The 21371-nt window shown below is 68.2% G+C and carries 12 protein-coding genes and 2 tRNA genes; 11 read left to right on the top strand and 3 right to left on the bottom strand.

Features of this window, described 5'->3' with window-relative positions; genetic code table 11:
- Window positions 1–143 precede the first annotated feature (143 nt).
- On the top strand, window positions 144–4694 hold the full coding sequence (locus ACU18_RS12935) for an ExeM/NucH family extracellular endonuclease (protein ID WP_050686124.1): 4551 nt from the start codon (window positions 144–146) through the stop codon (window positions 4692–4694).
- A gap of 67 nt (window positions 4695–4761) precedes the next feature.
- Here the strand turns inward: ACU18_RS12935 and ACU18_RS12930 are convergent, their stop codons facing one another.
- Window positions 4762–6699 carry an FAD/NAD(P)-binding protein gene (locus tag ACU18_RS12930; protein WP_050686123.1) on the bottom strand — a complete coding sequence of 646 codons (1938 nt, stop codon included), beginning with the start codon at window positions 6697–6699 and terminating at the stop codon, window positions 4762–4764.
- A gap of 74 nt (window positions 6700–6773) precedes the next feature.
- Between ACU18_RS12930 and ACU18_RS12925 the strand changes: the two genes are divergently transcribed.
- The 4 genes from ACU18_RS12925 (at window position 6774) to ACU18_RS12910 (ending at window position 11342) form a co-directional block, all read left to right on the top strand.
- Window positions 6774–9002 carry a prolyl oligopeptidase family serine peptidase gene (locus tag ACU18_RS12925; RefSeq protein WP_050686122.1) on the top strand — a complete coding sequence of 743 codons (2229 nt, stop codon included), beginning with the start codon at window positions 6774–6776 and terminating at the stop codon, window positions 9000–9002.
- A 5-nt stretch (window positions 9003–9007) separates the two neighbouring features.
- Entirely contained in the window at window positions 9008–9523 is a 516-nt protein-coding gene (locus ACU18_RS12920) for a GNAT family N-acetyltransferase (RefSeq protein WP_331456841.1), read from the top strand.
- A 97-nt stretch (window positions 9524–9620) separates the two neighbouring features.
- A tRNA-Ser gene (locus tag ACU18_RS12915) sits at window positions 9621–9708 on the top strand.
- Window positions 9709–9893: 185 nt separating this feature from the next.
- A complete protein-coding gene (locus ACU18_RS12910) occupies window positions 9894–11342 on the top strand; it encodes an MFS transporter (RefSeq protein ID WP_050686118.1) in 1449 nt (482 codons plus the stop codon).
- Window positions 11343–11370: 28 nt separating this feature from the next.
- Here ACU18_RS12910 and ACU18_RS12905 read toward each other — a convergent pair whose 3' ends face one another.
- Window positions 11371–13596, bottom strand: coding sequence for a RecQ family ATP-dependent DNA helicase (locus ACU18_RS12905; RefSeq protein WP_082178319.1), 2226 nt, complete (start codon window positions 13594–13596; stop codon window positions 11371–11373).
- 152 nt (window positions 13597–13748) lie between these two features.
- On the opposite strand from ACU18_RS12905, the gene ACU18_RS12900 reads away from it, so the two are divergent.
- The 4 genes from ACU18_RS12900 to ACU18_RS12885 all read left to right on the top strand — a co-directional run bounded on the left by ACU18_RS12900 (window position 13749) and on the right by ACU18_RS12885 (window position 17447).
- The gene (locus ACU18_RS12900) at window positions 13749–15167 is read left to right on the top strand and encodes a phosphomannomutase/phosphoglucomutase (RefSeq protein ID WP_050686117.1); all 1419 of its coding nucleotides are present in this window, start codon (window positions 13749–13751) and stop codon (window positions 15165–15167) included.
- A gap of 3 nt (window positions 15168–15170) precedes the next feature.
- Window positions 15171–15674: a hypothetical protein gene (locus tag ACU18_RS12895; RefSeq protein ID WP_050686114.1), complete on the top strand. Its 504-nt coding sequence runs from the start codon at window positions 15171–15173 to the stop codon at window positions 15672–15674.
- A gap of 12 nt (window positions 15675–15686) precedes the next feature.
- Complete coding sequence (locus ACU18_RS12890) at window positions 15687–16136, top strand: RrF2 family transcriptional regulator (protein WP_050686112.1); 450 nt, start codon at window positions 15687–15689, stop codon at window positions 16134–16136.
- Between the two features lie 150 nt (window positions 16137–16286).
- A complete protein-coding gene (locus ACU18_RS12885) occupies window positions 16287–17447 on the top strand; it encodes a globin domain-containing protein (RefSeq protein ID WP_050686111.1) in 1161 nt (386 codons plus the stop codon).
- 144 nt (window positions 17448–17591) lie between these two features.
- Here the strand turns inward: ACU18_RS12885 and ACU18_RS12880 are convergent, their stop codons facing one another.
- On the bottom strand, window positions 17592–19418 hold the full coding sequence (locus ACU18_RS12880) for a phosphoenolpyruvate carboxykinase (GTP) (protein WP_050686110.1): 1827 nt from the start codon (window positions 19416–19418) through the stop codon (window positions 17592–17594).
- A gap of 276 nt (window positions 19419–19694) precedes the next feature.
- Between ACU18_RS12880 and ACU18_RS12875 the strand changes: the two genes are divergently transcribed.
- Window positions 19695–19771: transfer RNA gene (locus ACU18_RS12875), tRNA-Arg, on the top strand.
- A 141-nt stretch (window positions 19772–19912) separates the two neighbouring features.
- On the top strand, window positions 19913–21367 hold the full coding sequence (locus ACU18_RS12870; RefSeq protein ID WP_050686109.1) for a dihydrolipoyl dehydrogenase family protein: 1455 nt from the start codon (window positions 19913–19915) through the stop codon (window positions 21365–21367).
- The last annotated feature ends 4 nt before the right edge of the window (window positions 21368–21371 follow it).

The raw sequence follows: 21371 nt of genomic DNA, 5'->3' as shown, positions 1-21371 counted from the left end.
CCATCAATACTGCGTTCATTTGGAGGTGTTGTGATGGCCCGGGCCACGCCTTTTCGGCATTGCCCCGATCAGCACACCTGGCGGCAATCCCCACCCCTTCCGTCGCGTCCCTACAGGGGCAAACCAACGAAAGCCGGAGCAGAATGCATCACTCAACCTGGAAACTGGCGCTGGGCACAGCGCTGTCAGTGGGGCTAATAGCCGCCCCGCTGGCAGCCCTGCCCGCCGCCGCCGTGGACGCCGCACCAGCGGCCGCGGGCACTTCCCCCGTCACCATCAATGAGGCCTACCTGAGCGGGGGCAGCGGCGGGGCAGCGTTCAAAAACAAATTTGTTGAACTCTACAACTCATCGGACACTGCCGTTCCGCTCAGCGGCTGGTCGCTCCAGTACCGGGCCGCCGGCTCCACCGGCAACCCCAGCGGAGTGGCTCCCCTGACGGGCAGCATTCCCGCCAAGGGCCACTACCTGGTCCAGGGTGGAAGCAACGGCGCCAACGGCGCGGCCCTGCCCACCCCGGACCTGGTGGCCGGCAGCATCAACCCCGCCGGCGCCGGCGGCACCCTGATCCTGGCCAGGCAGCCTGGTGCCCTCGCGGTACCCACCGGCAGTGCGGTCGAGCCCGCCAACGTGGCAGACCTCCTGGGCTACGGCGGCTCCAACACCTTCGAGACGGCCCCGGCGACGGCGCCGTCGGGTAACTCCGATGTCCGGTCCCTGAACCGCGCTCCCGGGGTGGACACCAACAGCAACGCCGCTGACTTCACCCTCGCCGCGGCGATCACACCGACGAACGCGGGCGGCACCGCCCCTGACCCGGATCCCACGCCGGATCCTGATCCCGAGCCCACCCCGGATCCGGTCACGCGCACCATCGCCGAGATCCAGGGCACTGGAACGGCCAGCCCCATGGTGGGGGCCACTGTCACCACCCGCGGAAAGGTCACGGCAGCCTTCCCCACCGGCGGCCTCAACGGCTACTACCTGCAGACGCCCGGCACCGGCGGTGACCTCAATGCCACCAACCACGCGGCCTCGGACGGCATCTTCATCTACTCCCCCGCCACCGTGGCCGGCGTCCGGATCGGTGACCACGTCGAGGTCACCGGCGCCGTTGCCGAGTACTACGGCATGACCCAGGTCAACGTGACCGCGGCCGCCGGCTTCACCAAACTTGCCGAAGCCGCGCCCGAGGTGAAGGCCACCGCCTTCACCCTTCCGGCCAGCGAAACCTTCCGGGAATCTCTCGAAGGCATGCTCCTGGCCCCGCAGGGTCCCCTCACGGTGACTGACAACTACACCCTGAACCAGTACGGCGAAATCGGCCTGGCCGGCGGCACCGGACCGCTGGTCCAGCCCACCGCCGTCGCGCCCTTCGGGTCAGCCGAATACACCGCCACCGTGGCCGGCAACACGGCGCGTGGCATCAAGCTCGACGACGGCTCCAGCACCAACTTCCTCAAGGACGCGGGCACCAAGGCAGAGATCCTGCCGTACCTGACCACAACGGACCCGGTCCGCGTCGGATCCCCCGCAACATTCACCACGAACGTGGTGCTGGGCTACTCCAACGACGCCTGGAAGTTCCAGCCGCTGACGCACCTCACCGCAGCGAACAAGGACACGGTGCAGCCGGCATCCTTCGGCGCCACCCGCACCGAAGCGCCGCAGGCTGTAGGCGGCAACGTCAAGATCGCCTCGTTCAACGTGCTGAACTACTTCCCCACCACCGGCGACACCCTTGCCGGCTGCACGTTCTACCCGGACCGGGCAGGCAATCCCATCACGGTCCGCAGCGGCTGCGACGCCCGCGGTGCCGCCAACGCGGAAAACTTCGAACGCCAGCAGGCCAAGATCGTGGCGGCCATCACCAAGGCCGGCGCGGACGTGGTCACGCTGATGGAAATTGAGAACTCCGCCCAGTTCGGCAAAAACCGCGACGACGCCCTGGCCAAGCTGGTGGCGGCGCTGAACATCGAGACGCCCGGTATCTGGGACTACGTCCGGACCCCCGCCAACGCTCCCCCGCTGTCCGATGAAGACATGATCCGCACGGCCTTCATCTTCAAAAAAGCGGCAGTCGAAACGGTGGGCGAGTCCATCATCCACAACGACACCGCGGCATTCGCCACCGCCCGCAAACCGCTGGCACAGGTTTTCAAGCCGGTGGGCGGCGCAGCCGGCACCGAATTCATCGCCATCGCCAACCACTTCAAGTCCAAGGGCTCCGCAGCCACCCCGGACGACACCGACAAGGGCCAGGGCGCTTCGAACCTCGCACGTACCGCCCAGGCCCGGTCCCTGCTGGCGTTCACCGAGGGCCTGCAGGCCAGCAAGGCCACCGATAAGGTCTTCCTGATCGGCGACTTCAACTCCTACGGCCACGAAGACCCCATCAATGTCTTCACCGCCGCCGGTTACGTCAACCAGGACAACAAGGCCCGCAACACCGACGGCTCCGCGAAGCATTCCTACCTCTTCGGTGGCCTGGTGGGTTCCCTGGACCACATCCTCGCCTCCCCCGCGGCTGACGCCGTGGTGTCCGGTGCCGACATCTGGAACATCAACTCGGTGGAGTCGGTGGCCCTTGAATACAGCCGCTACAACAACAACGTCACCGACTACTACGCCCCGGACCAGTTCCGCGCCAGCGACCACGATCCCGTGGTGGTGGGCCTGAACCTGCAGTCCGCTCCAGCCAGCGTTGACCTGAACTTCCTGGGCATCAACGATTTCCACGGCCGGATCGACACCAACACCGTCCAGTTCGCCGGCACCATCGAGAAGCTGCGGGCAGCCGCTGCCCCGGGCGCCACGGCGTTCCTCTCCGCAGGCGACAACATCGGCGCCTCGCTGTTCGCATCCGCCGTTGCCAAGGACCAGCCCACCATCGACGTGCTGAACACCCTGGAGCTGAAGGCATCCGCGGTGGGCAACCACGAATTCGACGGCGGCTGGGCGGACCTGCGGGACCGCGTCATCGCCGGCGGCACCAACGCGAAGTTCCCGTACCTGGGCGCCAACGTCTACGCCAAGGGCACCACCACCCCGGTCCTGCCGGAGTACACGGTCCTGGACATGAACGGCATCAAGGTGGCCGTGATCGGCACCGTCACCCAGGAAGTCCCGTCGCTGGTCACCCCGGCCGGCATCACCGGCCTCGAGTTCGGCGACCCCGTAGCGGCCATCAACCGGGTGGCTGCCACCATCACCGCCGGGAACCTGGCGGACGTCATCATCGTGGAGAACCACGACGGCGCCGGCTCGGGAACCCCGGACGGCGCAACACTGGAGCAGGAAGTGGCAGCCGGCGGACCGTTCGCCAAGCTGGTCACCGAAACCTCAGCCGACGTGGACGCCATCTTCACCGGCCACACGCACAAGGAATACGCCTGGGACGCACCCGTCCCCGGTGTTGACGGCAAGACCCGGCCGATCGTCCAGACCGGCAACTACGGCGAGAACATCGGCCAGATCCAGCTGACCGTGGACACCGCCACCAAGGCCGTGACCGCGTACAAGGCCGGGAACGTCAAACGCACCACCGACCCCGCCGCCGGCCTGATCGCCGCCTACCCCCGCGTCGCAACGGTGGACGGCATCGTCAAGAAGGCCCTCGCGGACGCAGCCGTCATCGGCGACCAGCCCATCGGTTCGGTCACCAAGGACATCACCACCGCGTTCACCCCGGACCCCGCGGGAGGCCCCGCCAAGCGTGATGACCGTGCCAGCGAGTCCACCCTGGGCAACCTGGTGGCCGATTCCCTGTTGGATTCGCTGAAGTCCGCGGACCTCGGCGGCGCGGAGATCGGCGTCGTCAATCCCGGCGGCCTGCGCAACGAGCTGTACTACGCCCCGGACGGCACCATCACGTACGCCGAGGCCAACGCGGTACTGCCGTTTGTGAACAACCTGTGGACCACGTCGCTGACCGGCGCGCAGGTGAAAACCCTGCTGGAGCAGCAGTGGCAGACCAACGCCGACGGTTCGGTTCCCAGCCGCGCCTACCAGCAGCTGGGCCTGTCCAAAAACGTCAATTACACCTACGACGCAGCCCGCGCCGCCGGTGACCGGATCACCTCGATCCGCGTGAACGGCACCCTGATCGATCCGGCGAAGTCCTACCGGATCGGCACGTTCAGCTTCCTGGCAACGGGCGGCGACAACTTCCGGGTCTTCACGCAGGGCACCGGCACCAAGGACTCCGGCCTGGTGGACCGGGATGCCTGGATCGGGTACCTGCAGAAAAGTGGTCCCGTGGCACCGGACTTTGCCCGGCGTTCCGTGGCCGTAGCCAACAGCACAGCGGCCGGGGTCAAGCCCGGCGAGCCGGTGACGCTGGCCATCACCAGGCTGGACCTCACCTCCCTGGGCAGCCCGGTGAACACCTCGCTCACCGCGGTGTTTACCGACGCGGCCGGAAAGGTGACCCGGCTGGGCACGGTTCCCGTGGCAGCCGGAACCGCCGCCGTCAGCCTGCCGGTTCCCGCCGGAGCTGCGGCGGGCGCTGCCACCCTGGTGCTGACCGCCGCGGAATCCGGAACGACCGTGACTGCGGACGTGACGGTTGCACCCGTCACTCCGCCGGCACCGGTCTGCAAGGCCCCCACGGCCCCCACCAAGTGGTACGACGTGCTGGGCTGGATCCGCTATGGCATCCAGTGGCTCCAGTACCAGGTTTGCCTGCGGGGCTGATCCGCCCCTGACGTCCAACGCCCGCCCACATCCGTGGGCGGGCGTTGGACGTTAACCGGGCCGGGGGTCAGGCGGCCAGGATGGCGGCGGCGATTTCGTCGGCGTCCCTGAGGGTCCGCTGGGCGCTGCGGTAAGCGGGGCTGCCGGGCTGGGCCGCTTCAGCCGCGATGGCGGTACCCCACTGGGCCGATGAGAGCTGCAGGCCCAGCACGTAGAGGCCCTCGGTGACCGACCCGTTCGCGGCAAGCGGCCGGTACGGGTGCGGCGCCACGTCCAGGCCTGTTGACTGGATGGGGGCGCCCTCGGCGGTCATCATCAGCCGGGGCCGGACCAGGCCGTCCGCCAGGAGTTGTTCCAGCAGCGGCGAGTCATTCGCGGACACCCGGTTGCCCGGCGCCAGGGCCTCCACCATGGTCCGGGCTGCCACCGGCGCATCGTGCACCCAGGGCGAGGTGACGGTGAACGTCCGGCTCTTGCGGTCCACGCCGAACTTGGGGTCGGGTCCGGCAAAGCTGACCACCCCGGCGGTGGCCAGGGCTGCGAGCTGCTCGGAGCGGAGGGCGGGCGGGCCGCTGGCCAGGCCCTCCACGAAGTTTTCGAACCAGCCGCGCAGGCCGGCCACCCACGATTCGTCGGTGATGCCGCCGTCGGCCACTGCGGTTTTGAGGAGCGCCCGGCCGTGGTGCAGGGCACCGATGGCCATCTTGACGGGATCGTCCTCGCCCAGGCCGGACCGGCGGGCGTCATCCAGCAGGTATTCCACCACTGCGGCGTCCTGCTCCGCCCGGGACGCGAACGTCCGGCCGGCCAGGGGCGCAGCCAGCCCACGAAGGTCCAGGCGGTGCCGCGGTCCCACATGCACGGCCAGCACACTCTCCACGGTGTCTTCCCAGTTCGCGGCCGTGTGGGCGTGCGGGTGCAGCGCCTCATCCAGGGCAGCCAGGAAAGCGTCAGCGTCCGGGACCGCGCCGGGCTGCGAGCGCACCAGCGTGGCGTAGTAGGCCCACAGCGTGTCCCGGTGCAGGAGCGGCCACAGGTCGAAGTCGAAACCGGGCCTGATCCCTGCCTTCCGGAGCCGGCCCAGGGCCTCTTCGGTGAAGTAGCGGAGGGATACCGACGCCGGGTAGTAGCCTTCCAGCGCCGCCTTGGCCCGGTACGGGGTTCCGCGGCGGGACGCGGCAATGATGAGGGGTTCCTGGCCGGAAGGCTGATACTCCAGCCGGCCGCCGTTGCTGAGGAACGTGCCGCCGCGGCCCTCGGTGAGCTGGCCGATGGTGTCGAAGAAGTTCAGGCCCATCCCGCGGACCAGGACGGGTTCGCCGGCGGGGACACTGTCCCAGTCGACGTCGGCGGGGACCGCGGGCGGCAGGTAGCGCAAGCCAAGCTGCTGCGCAGCGGCCTGCAGGTCCCGCTGCTCCGGGTTCAGGCGTGACGGGATGTGCCCCAGCGCCAGCACCACGGACCCTGCCGTCAGCACGGCCCCGGCGGCCAGGCCGACGTCGAACATCCCGTCGTCGCGGCGGTGGACCGACAAGGCGCTGGTTTCGTGGAACTCAAGGGTGACATCCTGCGGCGCGTGGTCCACCAGCTGCTCGAGGGTGCTGCGCAGGTACCGGCCGTAGAGGGCGCGGCTGGGGAAGCCGGTGGAACCAAGACCCGCCAGTTCGGCCCGTTCAGCTGCTGAAAGGGAGGACGCCGGGTGCTCCTGCTGACGGATCCGCCACTGGTCGAAGGTGGTGCCGGCCACCGGAGCCGGGAGTTCGGGGTCCTCGGGAATCAGCGTCGGATAAAACGACTGGGTGTTCATCAGGAACAGCCGGGACTGGTGCGGCTGCCAGACATGGCCGGGCCCGGCCGGGTAGGGGTCAACCACGTCGATGTGGAGCCGCGGACCGGCCGTTGCGGCGGGACGGGCTGCGGTGTGGGCGAGCAGGCGCTCCAGCACACTGGTGCCGCGGGGACCGGCACCGATGATGACGGTCCGGATGCTCTGCGTTGTTTCCACGGCATCCAGCGTATCCGCTAAGGGCTGAACGCTTGACTTGCCCGCAGGCGGAAGATGTTGTTTGGATGGGGCGCATGACCACCACAGCAGCTGATTCATCGTCCGCCACGGGTGCGGCGCCGGAGCCTACCGACGAAAACGTCTGGCTGGAGGAGATCTACGGCGAAGAACAGCTGGCCTGGGTCCGGGAGCAGAATTCCCGGACGGAGGACCTCCTGGAGGACGCGGAGTACGCAGCCCTGGAAAGCAGCATCCTGGAGGTGCTGGACGCCACGGACCGGATCGCCATGGTGGGCAAGCGCGGGGACTGGTACTACAACTTCTGGAAGGACCAGGACAACCCCAAGGGCCTGTGGCGCCGGACCACGTGGGAGAGCTACTGCACGGATACGCCCGAGTGGGACGTCCTCCTGGACGTGGACGCCCTGGCCGCCAGGGAAGGCGTGGAGTGGGTCTTCCACGGTGCCACGTTCCTGCGGCCCGCACCCGGGGAACCGCACCGCCTGGCGCTGCTGGCCCTCTCCCCCGACGGCGGGGACGCCAACCGGTACCGCGAATACGATGTCCAGTCCCGCGGGTTTGTGGACCCGGCCGACGGCGGCTTCGACCTCCCCACAGCCAAGGGCAACGTGTCTTGGCTCGACGCCGACACCCTGCTGGTGGCCTCCACGGCCGAAGGTCTGCCCGTGACCGCCTCCTCGTACGCCCGGACGGCCGTCACCCTCAAACGCGGTACGGCCCTGGCTGACGCGCCGCTGCTCTTCGAAGTGCCGGCGGACCACATGGTGGCGGTGGTGGCCCACGACTCCACCCCCGGCTTCGAGCGGACCTTCGCCATTGACTACATCGATTTCTACAACCAGACCAACCTGGTGCTGCGGGACGGCGGCTGGGTGGCGGTCGACGTGCCCACGGACGTCAACCTGAGCGTGCACCGGGAGTGGCTGCTGTTCCGTCCCCAGCAGGACTGGACCCTGGCCGGCACCACGTATCCTGCCGGCTCGCTGCTGGCCACGAAGTTCGAGGACTACCTCGCAGGCGGCCGGAACATCTCGGTGCTGTTCGCCCCTGACGCCGCCACGTCATTGCAGTCCTGGAGCTGGACCCGGAACTTCCTGCTGCTGAACCTGCTCAAGGACGTCTCCGCCGAGATCCGGGTCCTGGACCCCGCCACACCATCGGGCAGCGCGGACGCCGCCTGGACCTCCACGATCCTGGATGCCTGCCCGCCGCTGCACGACGTGAACGCCTACGCGGTGGACGATGAGGACACCACGGACGGTGGCGGCGCGGGCGACGATTTCTGGCTCATCGCCACGGGCTTCACCACACCCAGCACCCTGTTCCGGGGCTCACTGGAGCGCACGGACGCCGGCGGCCAGGACTCCGGCGCCCCCGCGGTCCTGAGCCGGCACGCCGAAGTGAAGTCGTCGCCGTCGTACTTTGCCGACGGCGGCTACGAGGTCCAGCAGCATTTTGCGGTCTCCGAGGACGGCACCCGGGTCCCCTACTTCCAGATCGCCGCGCGGGGCATGGCCCTGGACGGCCAGAACCCCACGCAGCTTTCCGGCTACGGCGGCTTCGAGGTGTCCCGGACCCCGGCCTACAGCGGTACCGTGGGCCGGGCCTGGCTGGAGCGGCGCACCACCGGCGCGGCCGGGGTTGACGGCGGCGGGACGCACTCGCGCGGCGGCGTCTACGTGGTGGCCAACATCCGCGGCGGCGGCGAATACGGGCCGTCCTGGCACCGCGCGGCCCTGAAGGAAAACCGGCACAAGGCGTACCAGGACTTCGCGGCCGTGGCCCGGGACCTGATCTCCCGCGGCGTGACCTCAAGGGAGCGGCTGGGGTGTGTGGGCGGGTCCAACGGCGGCCTGCTGGTGGGCAACATGCTCACCTCGTACCCCGAACTTTTCGGCGCGGTCTCCTGCGGGGTGCCGCTGCTGGACATGCGCCGGTACACCAAACTGTCCGCCGGGCACTCGTGGATCGCCGAATACGGCGATCCGGACGTAGCGGACCAGTGGGAGTACATCCGGACCTTCTCGCCCTACCACCTGCTCAAGGACGGCGTGGAATACCCCGAAACGTTCATCTGGACCGCCACCTCGGATGACAGGGTGGGTCCCGTGCAGGCCCGAAAGATGGCTGCCCGGATGCTGGCCATGGGCATCCCCAACGTGTGGTTCCACGAAGCGCTCGAGGGCGGCCACGCCGGCGCCTCCGACAACCGGCAGGCAGCAGCGCTGCAGGCCCGAAGCCAGCACTTCCTGTGGAAGGCCCTTGCCGGCGGGGCCGGGTGAGCCCCGTGCTGTCCATAAGGCCGCCCACGGCGGCGGACGCCGGGCGGCTTGCCGAGGTGCACGTCCGCTGCTGGCAGGAGGCCTACCACGGCATCCTGTCGGACGGGTTCCTGGCGGCACTGGAACCGGCAGGCCGGCTGCCGTTGTGGACGCAGCTGCTGGCGGATCCGCCGGCAGGAAGCCTATGGGCAGCGTACGACGGCGGCACGGCAGTGGGGTTCGCCGGCGTCCGGCCCGTGCCTAGCACCGCAGGCGTGGAACCGCCAGCGGCGGACCGTGAACTGTGGGGGCTGTACCTGCTGGCCTCGCACCAGGGCCTGGGTCTTGGTGGCCGACTGCTGCGGGCAGCGCTTGGCACCGATGCCGCTAGCCTTTGGGTGGCCTCGGAAAACGCCCGGGCCATCGGTTTCTACCGGCACTTCGGCTTTAGGGCCGATGGTGCGGCGGACCTGGTTCCGGAGTGGGAAAACCTTGCCGAAATGAGGATGGTCCGGCCCGGGCAGGGCGGGATTTCCGGCTGAAACCGCGCGCCCGGGAAGCCTGCTGCGGACAGGGCGGCTGCCGTTTTGCACTGCATGGCCACATCTGCGTATTCTTGGTGGGCTAGGAATAGCAATTGGAGACGTGCCAGAGCGGCCGAATGGGCTTCACTGCTAATGAAGTGTGGGGCACAACTCCACCGGGGGTTCAAATCCCCCCGTCTCCGCGTTCGGCCCCGGTCCTTGACCGGGGCCTTTTGCGTAACCTCGGGCTTGTGCGTACCTGGCCTTTTGCGTACCCGGGGCTTCCGAGCACCCAGGCAGCCGGCAGGGCCGGGCGTTTGTCCGGCCTGCCGGTCCGCAGGACGGACAGCACCACCGGCGCCGGCGGGCCCGGTGGCAGGATAAAACGATGTCAACAAGCAAGCAGGCCGCCGCGGAACCGGGTACCGGGCCGGCCTGGAACCCGCGCCTTGCCCTCCTGGTGGCGGCGGCGTTTTTTATGGAGTTCCTCGACGGAACCATCCTCACCACCGCCATCCCCAACATCTCCGCTGACTTCGACGTCCCCGCCGCGGACGTGAACATCACCATGACGGCGTACCTGTTGACCGTGGCCGTGGGGATTCCCATCAGCGGCTGGCTGGCGGAACGTTTCGGCGCCCGTCGGGTGTTTTGCCTGGCCCTGGCCGTGTTTACGGTGGCTTCACTGGCCTGCTCGCTGAGCCAGGACCTGACGGCCCTGACCATCAGCCGGATCATCCAGGGCGCGGGCGGGGCCATGATGGTGCCGGTGGGCACGCTGGTGGTGCTCCGCGGCACGCCCAAGTCAGAGCTGCTGCGGGCCACGGCTTTCCTTGTCTGGCCCGGATTGCTCGCCCCCGTGCTGGCCCCGCTGGTGGGCGGTGCGCTGACCACGTATCTTTCCTGGCACTGGATCTTCCTGATCAATCTGCCCCTGGGCCTGGCCGCGTTTGTGGCGGCGCTGCGCCTGGTTCCCGTTTCCGCGGGCGATCCCGGGCGGCGGCTCGACTGGCCCGGCCTCGCACTCACCACCATGGGTGTTGGCGCCCTGGTGGTGGGCCTTGAGCTCGCCAGCGGTCACCCGGAGACGCCGTGGGCTGCCCTGTCGGCGGCGGCAGGGGCGGTGTCCCTGCTGGGAGCGGTGCTGTGGATGCGCCGCGCCCGGAACCCGCTGTTCAACCTGGAGGTGTTCCGGACCCGCACGTTCCGGGCCATGGCCACGGGCGGTTTCATTTATCGGTTGACCATCAGCTCGGTCCCGTTCCTGCTGCCGCTGATGTTCCAGTCGGGCTTCGGCTGGTCGCCGTTGCAGGCAGGCATCATGGTGGCGGCGGTCTTCATCGGCAATATTGGCATCAAGCCGGCCACCACGCCGCTGATCCGGCGCTTCGGGTTCAAGGCGATGCTGGTGTTTGCTTCCCTGTCATCAGCGGTGACCTTCGCCTTGTGCGCCGCGCTGACCCCGGATACACCCGGCGCCCTGATCTTCGCCCTGTTGGTCCTTAGCGGCGTTTTCCGGTCCATCGGGTTCTCCGCTTACGCGTCGGTGCAGTACGCGGACATCGTCCCCGCCATGCTGACCTCGGCAAACACGGTGTCGGCCACCCTGGTGCAGCTCGCCGCCGGGGCCGGCATCGCCGTGGCGGCCCTGTTGATCCGGCTTTTCGACGGGGTGGCCGTTTTTGGGCAGGACCAGGCGGCCCCGTTCCGCGGCGCGTTCCTGGCCATGGCTGTCCTGATGCTGGCCAGCACCGTGGACAGCCTCTTTTTATCGCGGCACGCCGGCGCGGAAGTCAGCCGGCCCGGCAACGCAGCAAACGCAGCCGGACCTGCCTGAACCCGGACCTCCCCGCGCGCCCTGCCCGTCAGCCGGCCTGCGCCAGCACCAGCGGCAGCACGGCTCCCGCCCCGGCCTGCAGGAGGGCACGGCCGGCCACGGTCACCGTCCAGCGGCTGTCCACGAGGTCGTCGATGAGCATCACGCTCTGGCCCTGCACCCCGGTCAGGGCTTCTTCCAGTTCGGGGCCCACCACCAGCCTGTCCCAGACGCCGGCCAGGCGGTAGGCGCTGTTGCCGCCGCGGGCGCCGGTGGGTCCGCCGTGGGCCAGCTGCAGCTCCCCCAGGTAGGGGATGCGGCCAATCTCGGAGATGCCCCGTGCCAGCGAGCCCACCAGCTGGGGCTTGCTCCGCGACGGGATGCTGATGATGGCGGCCGGCCTCCCGGCGCCGCTCCAGCCGGCGCTGCGGCCGTCCCCGGTGCCCCATTCGCGCAGGACCTGCACGCAGGCCTGCAGCATGCCCGGCTCCACGGGCTGGTCCTGGGCCCCTGAAGCGAAGATCCCCCGCAGGGCCCCGCCCCACCCCAGGTCCGTCAGCCGCGCCAGGACCCGTCCTTCCGACAGGCCCTCCCCCGCTTTAAGCTTCCCCTTCACCGGGACGCCCAGCCGGTCCATGCCGCTGGGCCACTGCAGCCTGGCTTCCAGCGGGCCGCCCGCCCGGCTGAGGGTCTGGCCCGCGGCTGCCGTGGCATCGGCAGCCACATCGGCCTGGAACCATTGCCCGGCGCAGTTGTCGCAGCGGCCGCAGGGGTGGGCCGTTTCGTCGTCCAGGACGGAGGTTATGTACTCCATCCGGCACCCGGTGGTGTCCTGGTAGATCACCATGGAGTCCTGCTCGTCCACCCGGGCTTCGGCAATGCGCTCGTACCGCTCGGCATCGTAGATCCAGGGCTGGCCGGTGGAGCGCCAGCCGCCGCCAACGCGCTCCACTGCGCCGTCCACGGACAGTACCTTCAGGAGCAGCTCCAGCGGGGTCCGGCGAAGGTCCACACGCGCTTCGAGCGCCACCGTGGACAAGGCGGATCCGGCTTCGGCCAGGGCGGTGAGCACTGCCGCAGCCTTTTCCTCTGACGGCATGGAGGCGGTGGCGAAGTACTGCCAGATGTCACGGTCCTCCGAGCCAGGGAGCAGCAGGACGTCCGCGTTGGCGGCGCCACGGCCGGCGCGGCCCACCTGCTGGTAGTAGGCAACCGGAGAGGACGGCGCCCCGAGGTGCACCACAAAGCCGAGGTCCGGCTTGTCGAAGCCCATGCCCAGCGCGGACGTGGCCACGAGGGCCTTGACCTGGTTGTCCTTCAGGAGCTGCTCGGCACGTTCGCGGTCCGCCGGATCGGTGCGGCCGGTGTAGGCAAGGACCTCGTGGCCTGCCTCCGCCAGCAGCCGGGCGGTGTCCTCCGCCGCGGACACCGTGAGGGTATAGATGATGCCGCTGCCGGGGAGCTCCGCCAGGTGCGTGAGCAGCCAGCCCAGACGCTGCCGGGAGTCCGGCAGCCGGAGGACGCCCAGCCGCAGCGAGTCACGGCCCAGGGCGCCGCGGATGGTCAGGACACCTGCGCCGAGCTGCTCCTCGATGTCATGGACCACACGTGAGTTGGCGGTGGCCGTGGTGGCCAGCACGGGGACGGTGTCCGGCAACTGCGTGATCAGGTCCGCAATGCGGCGGTAGTCCGGCCGGAAATCGTGGCCCCAGTCGGAAATGCAGTGGGCCTCGTCAATGACCAGGAGCCCGGTCCGCCGGATCAGCTCCGGCAGCTGGGTTTCGCGGAACGCCGGGTTGGTAAGCCGTTCCGGGGACACCAGCAGGACGTCCACCTCATCATTTGCCAGCTGTTGGCGCACCGCATCCCATTCCAGCTGGTTTGCGGAGTTGATGGCCACCGCCCGGACTCCGGCCCGCGCCGCGGCGGCCACCTGGTCCCGCATCAGGGCCAGCAGCGGCGAAACGATCAGGGTTGGCCCCGCACCGCGCCGGCGCAGCAGCAGGGACGCCACAAAGTAGACCGCCGATTTGCCCCAGCCGGTGCGCTGGACCACCAGGGCCCGCCGGCCGCCGTCGACCAGTGCCTCGATGGCTTCAAACTGGCCGTCGTGGAACGCGGCGTCAGGGTGGCCCACCAGGCCACGCAGGACTTCCAGCGCCTGCCCGCGGGTGCCGCCGGGAGCCGGGGCATCACCGGCCACCAGGGTGCCGGTGGGGGCGGTTCCGGTTTCTGTGGAAGGGGACATTGCGGTGGCGTTCTGGTTATCGACCATTGATTCAGTATCCCAGCCGGCACCGACACCCCGCCCAACCGGAGTCCCGTTTGTGGACAACCGGGCCGGGGGCCGTGCCCCGGCGGCGTCACAAAATGCCGCCGCGCCCGCGCCTGAACAGCCGCTTCACCGGCCCACGTAAGATAAAGCCCGTGACTAGCGAACAGACAAAGACTTTTGATCTTTCAGCATCCTTCAAGGCCTACGACGTCCGTGGCATTGTGGGCGAGTCCATCACCGCCGAAATTGTCGAAGCCGTGGGGGCCGCCTTTGTGGACATTCTGGAACTTGAGGGCCAGACCATTCTGGTGGGCGGGGACATGCGGCCCTCATCCCCCGAGTTCAGTAAGGCCTTCGCCGACGGCGCAGCCACCCGCGGCGCCAACGTTGAGCTGCTGGACCTGATCTCCACCGATGAGCTGTACTTTGCCTGCGGGTTCCTCAACCGGGCGGGCGCCACGTTCACCGCCAGCCACAACCCCGCCGGCTACAACGGCATCAAGATGTCCAAGGCCGGGGCCGTGCCCATTTCCTCCGAAACCGGGCTCAAGGACATCCAGGCCCTCGCCGAGCAGTACCTCAACACCGGCAGCATCCCCGCAGCGGAAACCCGTGGCCTGATCGGCGTCCGTGACGTCCTCAAGGATTACGCCGAGTACCTGCGCACGTTGGTGGACCTCGCCGGTTCCCGCCCGCTCAAGATCGTGGTGGACGCAGGCAACGGCATGGCCGGCCTGACCACCCCCGCCGTCCTCGGCGACACGTTGCTGCCCAAGCTTCCCTTCGACATCGTTCCGCTCTACTTCGAGCTGGACGGGTCCTTCCCCAACCACCCGGCCAACCCGCTGGAGCCGGAAAACCTCCGCGACCTGCAGGCAGCGGTGGTGGCGCACGGTGCCGATATCGGCCTCGCCTTCGACGGCGACGCCGACCGGTGCTTTGTGATTGACGAAAAAGGCGAGCCGGTGTCGCCGTCGGCCATCACCGGTATGGTGGCGCGCCGCGAGATTGCCCGCGCGAAAGCCCAGGGCGAAAGCACCCCCACGATCATCCACAACCTCCTCACCTCCCGCGCGGTTCCGGAACTGGTGGCGCACGACGGCGGCCGCGCCGTCCGCACGCGTGTCGGCCATTCCTTCATCAAGGCCGTTATGGCTGAGGAAGGCGCGGTGTTCGGCGGCGAGCACTCGGCCCACTTCTACTTCCGGGACTTCTGGAACGCGGACACCGGCATGCTGGCCGCCATGCACGTCCTCGCCGCGCTCGGCGAGCAGGACGGCGCGCTCTCCGACCTGGGCCGCGAATATGAACCGTACGTCAGCTCAGGCGAGATCAACTCCGAAATCGAGGACAAGGCCGGCGCTGTGGACCGCGTCCGGCAGGACTTCGCCGCCGAGGACATCACCATCGACACCATGGACGGCAGCACGTTCACGGCCAACGACGGCAGCTACTGGTTCAACCTCCGCCCCTCCAACACCGAACCTTTCCTGCGGCTCAACGCAGAGGCCACGGACCGCGCCACCATGGAACGCGTCCGCGACCGGGTCCTGTCGATCGTGCGGGCCTGACCCTTGGCGGAAGAGAACGGCGTTGCCGCCGCGGACCAGACCACGAACGGCGACCTCCCATGGCGCGATTCGGTGCCCGAGGCCACGGCCACGGACCTGGAAAACCTCCTGGGGACCGGCGTCAGTGCAGCCCAGGAACAGCTGGAGCGCAACGGCGGTTTCCTGCCCTTCGCCCTGACCGTGCAGAACGACGGCGAGGTGCGCCTGGTGGCGGTCTCCCCCGCTGATTCCCCGGCAGGGGAGGACGCGGATTTCGACGCCGACGCCATGATCAGCGACCTGCACGCCCTGCTGCGCCAGAACCGGGACGATTTCCGGGCGGCGGCAGTGGTCTGCGACATCATGCTGCTCGAGGAGGACTCGGACGCCATCTCCGTGGCCACCGAGCACCGGGACGGCGCAGTGTTCGCCGCCGTGCTGCCGTACGCGGCCAACCAGGCCGCCCACACGTGGGAGTTCGGGGAACTCGCGGCAGACACCAACGAGCCCGTTATCTGGGTGGACTAGACCAGAGCTGCCGTGAAGATCAACGCGTTCGCGGATGTCAGCCTGCGGGCACTGCTGGTGCTCGCCGCAGTCCCGGACGGGACCCTGCTCACCACCCAAAACATCGCCGATGCGGTGGGGACGCCGTATAACCACGTGAGCAAGGCAATGGCCAGGCTGCGGGCCCTTGGCCTGATCGATGTGGAGCGTGGCCGCTCCGGCGGTTCCCGGCTGAACCCTGCCGGCCGCCGGGTCACTGTTGGCCGGGTCCTCCGGGAGCTTGATACGCGGACCGATCCTGCGGACTGCGTGGCCCCCGGCGGACCGTGCCCGCTGATCAACGACTGCAAGCTGCGGGCCGCGCTGGCCAGGGCCCGCGAGGCCTTCTACCGGGAGCTCGACACCGTCGTGGTGGCGGAACTGCCCGGAAGCGGCCAGATGGCGCCGGTCTTCCAACTGATTGGCCTGCGCCCCGGGCTCTGACCCGACCGGTTTTGCCCGCACCCAGCTGCCCGCCCACGAGGGATTTGACCCAAATTTCTACGCAGTGTAGAAATGGGGCATAAATACTTGCATTAAATATGCAAGTATTTCGGCCGAACGAAGGCCCCGGTCCCTACTTCAGGAGTTCCCATGCTGTCGGACAAATCACGCCCCGTCATCGAAGCCACCCTCCCGCTGGTTGGCTCACGGATCGGTGCCATCACCACCAACTTCTACGACCGGCTGTTCACCGCCCACCCGGAACTGCTGGACGGCCTGTTCAGCAGTTCCAATCAGCGCTCCGGCACCCAGCAGCAGGCCCTGGCCGGCAGCATCGCCGCATTTGCAACCCATTTGGTGGACAATCCAGGAACGCTGCCCGAGGCTGTCCTGGCGCGCATCGCCCACCGCCACGCGTCGCTTGGCATCAGCGAACCGCAGTACCAGGTGGTGTACCAGCACCTGTTCGCCGCCATCGCCGAGGACCTCGCCGCAGTCATCACCCCCAACATCGCCGCAGCCTGGACCGAGGTCTACTGGCTGATGGCGGACGCCCTGATCAAACTCGAAAAGGGACTGTACGCCAGCCAGGCCAACAGCCGCATGTGGATGCCCTGGACCGTCACCGCCAAAACCCCCGCCGGCAGCGGCGCCCTGACCTTCACACTGGAACCTGCCGACGACACCCCCGTCACTGCAGCGCTGCCCGGCCAATACATCAGCGTCAAGGTCGCGCTGCCGGACGGGATCCGCCAGGTCCGCCAGTACTCCTTGTCGGGGGACGCCGGCACCGGCCGCAGCTTCACCGCCAAACTCGACGACAGTGGCGAGGTCTCCCCCGTCCTGCACCGGGACGTCCAGGTTGGCGACATCCTGGAGATCTCCAATCCCTACGGCGGAATCACGCTCAAAGACGGTACCGGCCCCGTAATCCTGGCCTCGGCCGGTATCGGCTGCACCCCCACAGCCTCCATCCTGCGCTCGCTCGCGGCGGCCGGTTCGGAGCGGCAGGTCCTGGTGCTGCACGCAGAAAGCACAATGGACAGCTGGGCGCTGCGCAGTCAGATGACGCATGACGTCGCGCGGCTGGACGGCGCGGAACTGCAGCTGTGGCTGGAGGAGCCCGCAGCCGGATCCAACCAGGGCTTTATGTCCCTGCGGGAAGTGGACCTGCCAGCCGGCGCCGCCCTCTACCTCTGCGGCCCCCTGCCTTTTATGCGCAGCATCCGCAGCGAGGCCATCGACGCCGGCATCCCCGCCACCTCGATCCACTACGAGGTGTTTGGTCCCGACATCTGGCAGGCAGGCTGAGCTGCACCGACCCCGCGCCCGCCGCTGTCCAGTGGCCACTGTCCACTACCCACCGCCCACTGCGGCGGCACCGCGGCAGCATAACGACGGCGGCCCCGCACCTTTTCGGAAAAAGGTGCGGGGCCGCCGTCGTACGCGTAAGAATCAGCCGAGGCGTTCCTTCAGCCCGGCGAGTTCCGACTGGAGTGCGTCCGGGAGCGAGCCGCCGAAGTTGGCGTACCACTCCTCGATCGATGCGAGCTCGGTGGCCCATTCGGCGGGATCCACGCGGACGGCGTCCTCGACCTCCGCCGGGGTCATGTCCAGGCCCTTGAGGTCGATCGCGTCGCCGGTGGGCACAAACCCGATGGGGGTCTCCACGGCGTCAGCCTTGCCTTCGAGGCGCTCGATGGCCCACTTGAGTACCCGGGCGTTGTCGCCGAAGCCGGGCCAGGCGAAACCACCCTCGGCGTTCCGGCGGAACCAGTTGACCAGGAAGATCCTGGGCAGGCGCTCGGGGTTGCCCTTGGCGGACAGGTTGACCCAGTGGTTCAGGTAGTCGCCGGCGTCGTAGCCGATGAAGGGCAGCATGGCCATGGGGTCGCGGCGGACCACACCCACCGCGCCGGCTGCCGCGGCAGTGGTTTCCGAGGACAGGGTGGAACCCATGAAGATGCCGTTGGACCAGCTGCGGGCCTCGGTCACCAGGGGGATGGTGGTCTTGCGGCGGCCGCCGAAGAGGATCGCGGAAAGCTCCACGCCGTCGGGGCTGTTGTACTCCTCGGCAAGCATGTCGATCTGGTCGATCGGGGTGCAGAAACGGGAGTTCGGGTGCGCGGCCGGGGCGTCGGAATCAGGCGTCCAGGAGTTGCCCTGCCAGTCGGTGAGGTGCGCCGGCACTTCCTCCGTCATGCCCTCCCACCACACGCCGCCGTCGTCGGTCAGCGCCACGTTGGTGAAGATGCTGTTGCCCTTGGCGATGGCGCGCATGGCGTTGGGGTTGGTGCCCCAGCCGGTCCCCGGAGCCACGCCGAAGAGGCCTGCCTCGGGGTTGACGGCGCGCAGCTCGCCTTCCTTGCCAAAACGCATCCAGGTGATGTCGTCACCCAGGGTTTCGACCTTCCAGCCATCGATGGTGGGGTCGAGCAGCGCGAGGTTGGTCTTGCCGCAGGCGGACGGGAAGGCAGCGGAGACGTAGTACGTCTTCTGTTCCGGCGAGGTGAGCTTGAGGATGAGCATGTGCTCGGCCAGCCAGCCTTCGTCGCGGGCCATCACGGACGCGATCCGCAGGGCGTAGCACTTTTTGCCCAGCAGGGCGTTTCCGCCGTAGCCCGAGCCGAAGGACCAGATGGACCGCTCTTCCGGGAAGTGCACAATCCACTTATCCGGGTTGCAGGGCCAAGGCACATCCGCCTGGCCGGCTTCCAGCGGGGCACCCAGCGAATGCAGGGCGGGGACGTAGAACGCGTTGGTCTCGGTGATCCGGTCCAGGACGTCCGTGCCGATCCGGGCCATGATCCGCATCGAGGCGACAACGTAGGCGCTGTCGGTGATTTCCACGCCGAACTTGGGGTCCTCGGCGTCAAGGTGGCCCATCACAAACGGGATGACGTACATGGTGCGGCCGCGCATGGAGCCGGCGAACAAGGCGCGCAGCTTCTCCTTCATGCTGGCCGGTTCCATCCAGTTATTGGTGAAGCCTGCATCGCGCTTGTTTTCCGAGCAGATGAAGGTCTGCTCCTCGACCCGGGCAACGTCTGCCGGGTCGGAGAACGCCGCGAAGGAGTTCGGGAAGGTGTCCTGGTTCAGCCGGGTGAGCGTTCCGGCTGCCACGAGCTCATCGGTGAGGCGGGTGTTTTCAGCTTCAGAGCCGTCCACCCAGTAGATACGGTCCGGCTGCGTGAGCTCGGCAACCTCTTCAACCCAAGCCAGCAGGCCGGCATGGGTGGTGGGTGCATTCTCAAGCAGCGGCTTGTGCGCCAGATCGCTCATATCGGATCCCTTCCTGGGGTTCATCGGTGTGTGCTAAATGCTATGGTCCGGACCACTCGTGTTTTTGGGGTCTTTTCAGGGGCCGCCGGGGGCCGGAATGGGGAAACCGCGGAAATACGCGGAATATTTCGCCCGAAAGCGTGACTTAAGTGATCAAGGTCACGTAGACCGGTCTAGTTGTGCAGATTACAGGCGTTTCGATTTGGCACACGGCCAACCCTCGCGTAAAGTAATTCGAGGTTCAGGGAGTGCGGTTCTTCTCCCGGGACACGGAATGCGCCCATAGCTCAGCTGGATAGAGCGTCTGTCTACGGAACAGAAGGTCAGGGGTTCGAATCCCTTTGGGCGCACCAACAAGGTCCGCACCGGTTCGCCGGTGCGGACCTTTTTTGTGTGCCGGTGCTGGTTTTGCGACCGGACCCTGCATCCGCCGTACCGCCGGCCCCGGGTCTGCCAAGCGCTTCTTCACACGTTGCCCGGCGTAGGCTTTTCCCATGATGCCCGAGGCCGTTGAGCGCGAATTTGATGTAGTGGTGATCGGCGCTGGCGCCGTTGGTGAGAATGTGGCGGGCCGGGTGGTCCAGGGCGGGCTCTCCGTGGTGCTGGTGGAGGCCGAACTGGTGGGCGGCGAGTGTTCCTACTGGGCCTGCATGCCCTCCAAGGCGCTGCTCCGCCCGGGAACCGCCCTGCATGGAGCGCAGACCACCCCCGGCGCCAAGGAATCGGTGACTAAACCCCTCGATGCCGCCGCGGTGCTGAAGCGGCGGGACTATTTCACGTCCAACTGGCAGGACGACAGCCAGGTTGACTGGGTCAAGGACACCGGCATCGAGCTGGTGCGCGGCCACGCATGGTTGAGCGCACCCAAACAGGTGGAGGTGGCCGGGCTGGACGGCGTGCAGCACCGGCTGCTGGCGCGCCACGCAGTGGTCCTGGCCAGCGGCTCGATGCCCACCATGCCTCCCATCGATGGGTTGGAGGACCTCCAGGTCTGGGGTACCCGGGAGGCCACATCTGCCAGCGAAATCCCGGCGTCCCTGGCCGTCCTGGGTGGCGGCGTTGCCGGCGTCGAACTGGCACAGGCTTTTGCCCGCCTTGGCGCGGCCGTAACCCTTGTAGCGAGGAGCAGCCTGCTGGGCAGCTTCCCCACCGAAGCCGCCGACCTTGTGGCCGCAGGCCTGCGGGCAGACGGCGTGGAGCTCCGGCTGCACACCGCCACCAACAGCATTAAGGAGAACGACCACGGGACGTTCAGCCTGGCGCTGGGCGACGGCACCACCGTAACGGCGGATAAGGTCCTGGTCTCCACCGGGCGGCACCCGGCCCTCGAGGGCCTCGGCCTGGAAAGTGTTGGCCTGGGCCCGGACAGCAACGGCCGCTTCAACCTGGCCACAGACAATACCGGCCTGGTGGCAGGCGCACCTGGCGACGAGCCGTGGCTGTATGCCGTGGGCGATGCCGCCGGCAGGAACCTCTTCACCCACCAGGGCAAATACGGGGCCCGGGCCACGGGGGACGCCATCAGCGCCCGGGCCAACGGAACCCTCAAAGGCGCAGCCCCCGATTGGAGCCGGTACGCCCAGACCGCCAACCAGCACGCCGTGCCGAGTGTGGTGTTCACCGACCCTGAGCTGGCAATGGTGGGGCGCACCCTGGACACCGCGAGGAAGGACGGCTGCAACGCCTCCTCGGTGGAGTTGCCCATCGAGGTGGCCGGCTCATCCCTGCACTCCGAGCACTATGAGGGATGGGCCCAGCTGGTGATCGACGAGGACCGCAAGGTGCTCCTGGGCGCCACCTTCGCCGGACCCGACGTGGCGGAGCTTTTGCACGCGGCCACGATCGCCATTGTGGGTGAGGTTCCGCTGGACCGGCTGTGGCACGCCGTCCCCTCCTACCCCACCATCAGCGAGGTGTGGCTGCGGCTTCTGGAGAAATACGGGCTCTAAGCAC

It is taken from the genome of Arthrobacter sp. ZBG10 (genome assembly GCF_001238605.1).
Classification (GTDB): domain Bacteria; phylum Actinomycetota; class Actinomycetes; order Actinomycetales; family Micrococcaceae; genus Arthrobacter.
This window is presented reverse-complemented; position numbering and strand designations above follow the sequence as displayed.

Coding starts and splice junctions, on each gene's coding strand:
- ACU18_RS12870 (WP_050686109.1), top strand. CDS start 19,913: ATGATGCCCGAGGCCGTTGAGCGCGAATTTGATGTAGTGGTGATCGGC.
- ACU18_RS12885 (WP_050686111.1), top strand. CDS start 16,287: ATGCTGTCGGACAAATCACGCCCCGTCATCGAAGCCACCCTCCCGCTG.
- ACU18_RS12935 (WP_050686124.1), top strand. CDS start 144: ATGCATCACTCAACCTGGAAACTGGCGCTGGGCACAGCGCTGTCAGTG.
- ACU18_RS12925 (WP_050686122.1), top strand. CDS start 6,774: ATGACCACCACAGCAGCTGATTCATCGTCCGCCACGGGTGCGGCGCCG.
- ACU18_RS12880 (WP_050686110.1), bottom strand. CDS start 19,418: ATGAGCGATCTGGCGCACAAGCCGCTGCTTGAGAATGCACCCACCACC.
- ACU18_RS12905 (WP_082178319.1), bottom strand. CDS start 13,596: ATGGTCGATAACCAGAACGCCACCGCAATGTCCCCTTCCACAGAAACC.
- ACU18_RS12910 (WP_050686118.1), top strand. CDS start 9,894: ATGTCAACAAGCAAGCAGGCCGCCGCGGAACCGGGTACCGGGCCGGCC.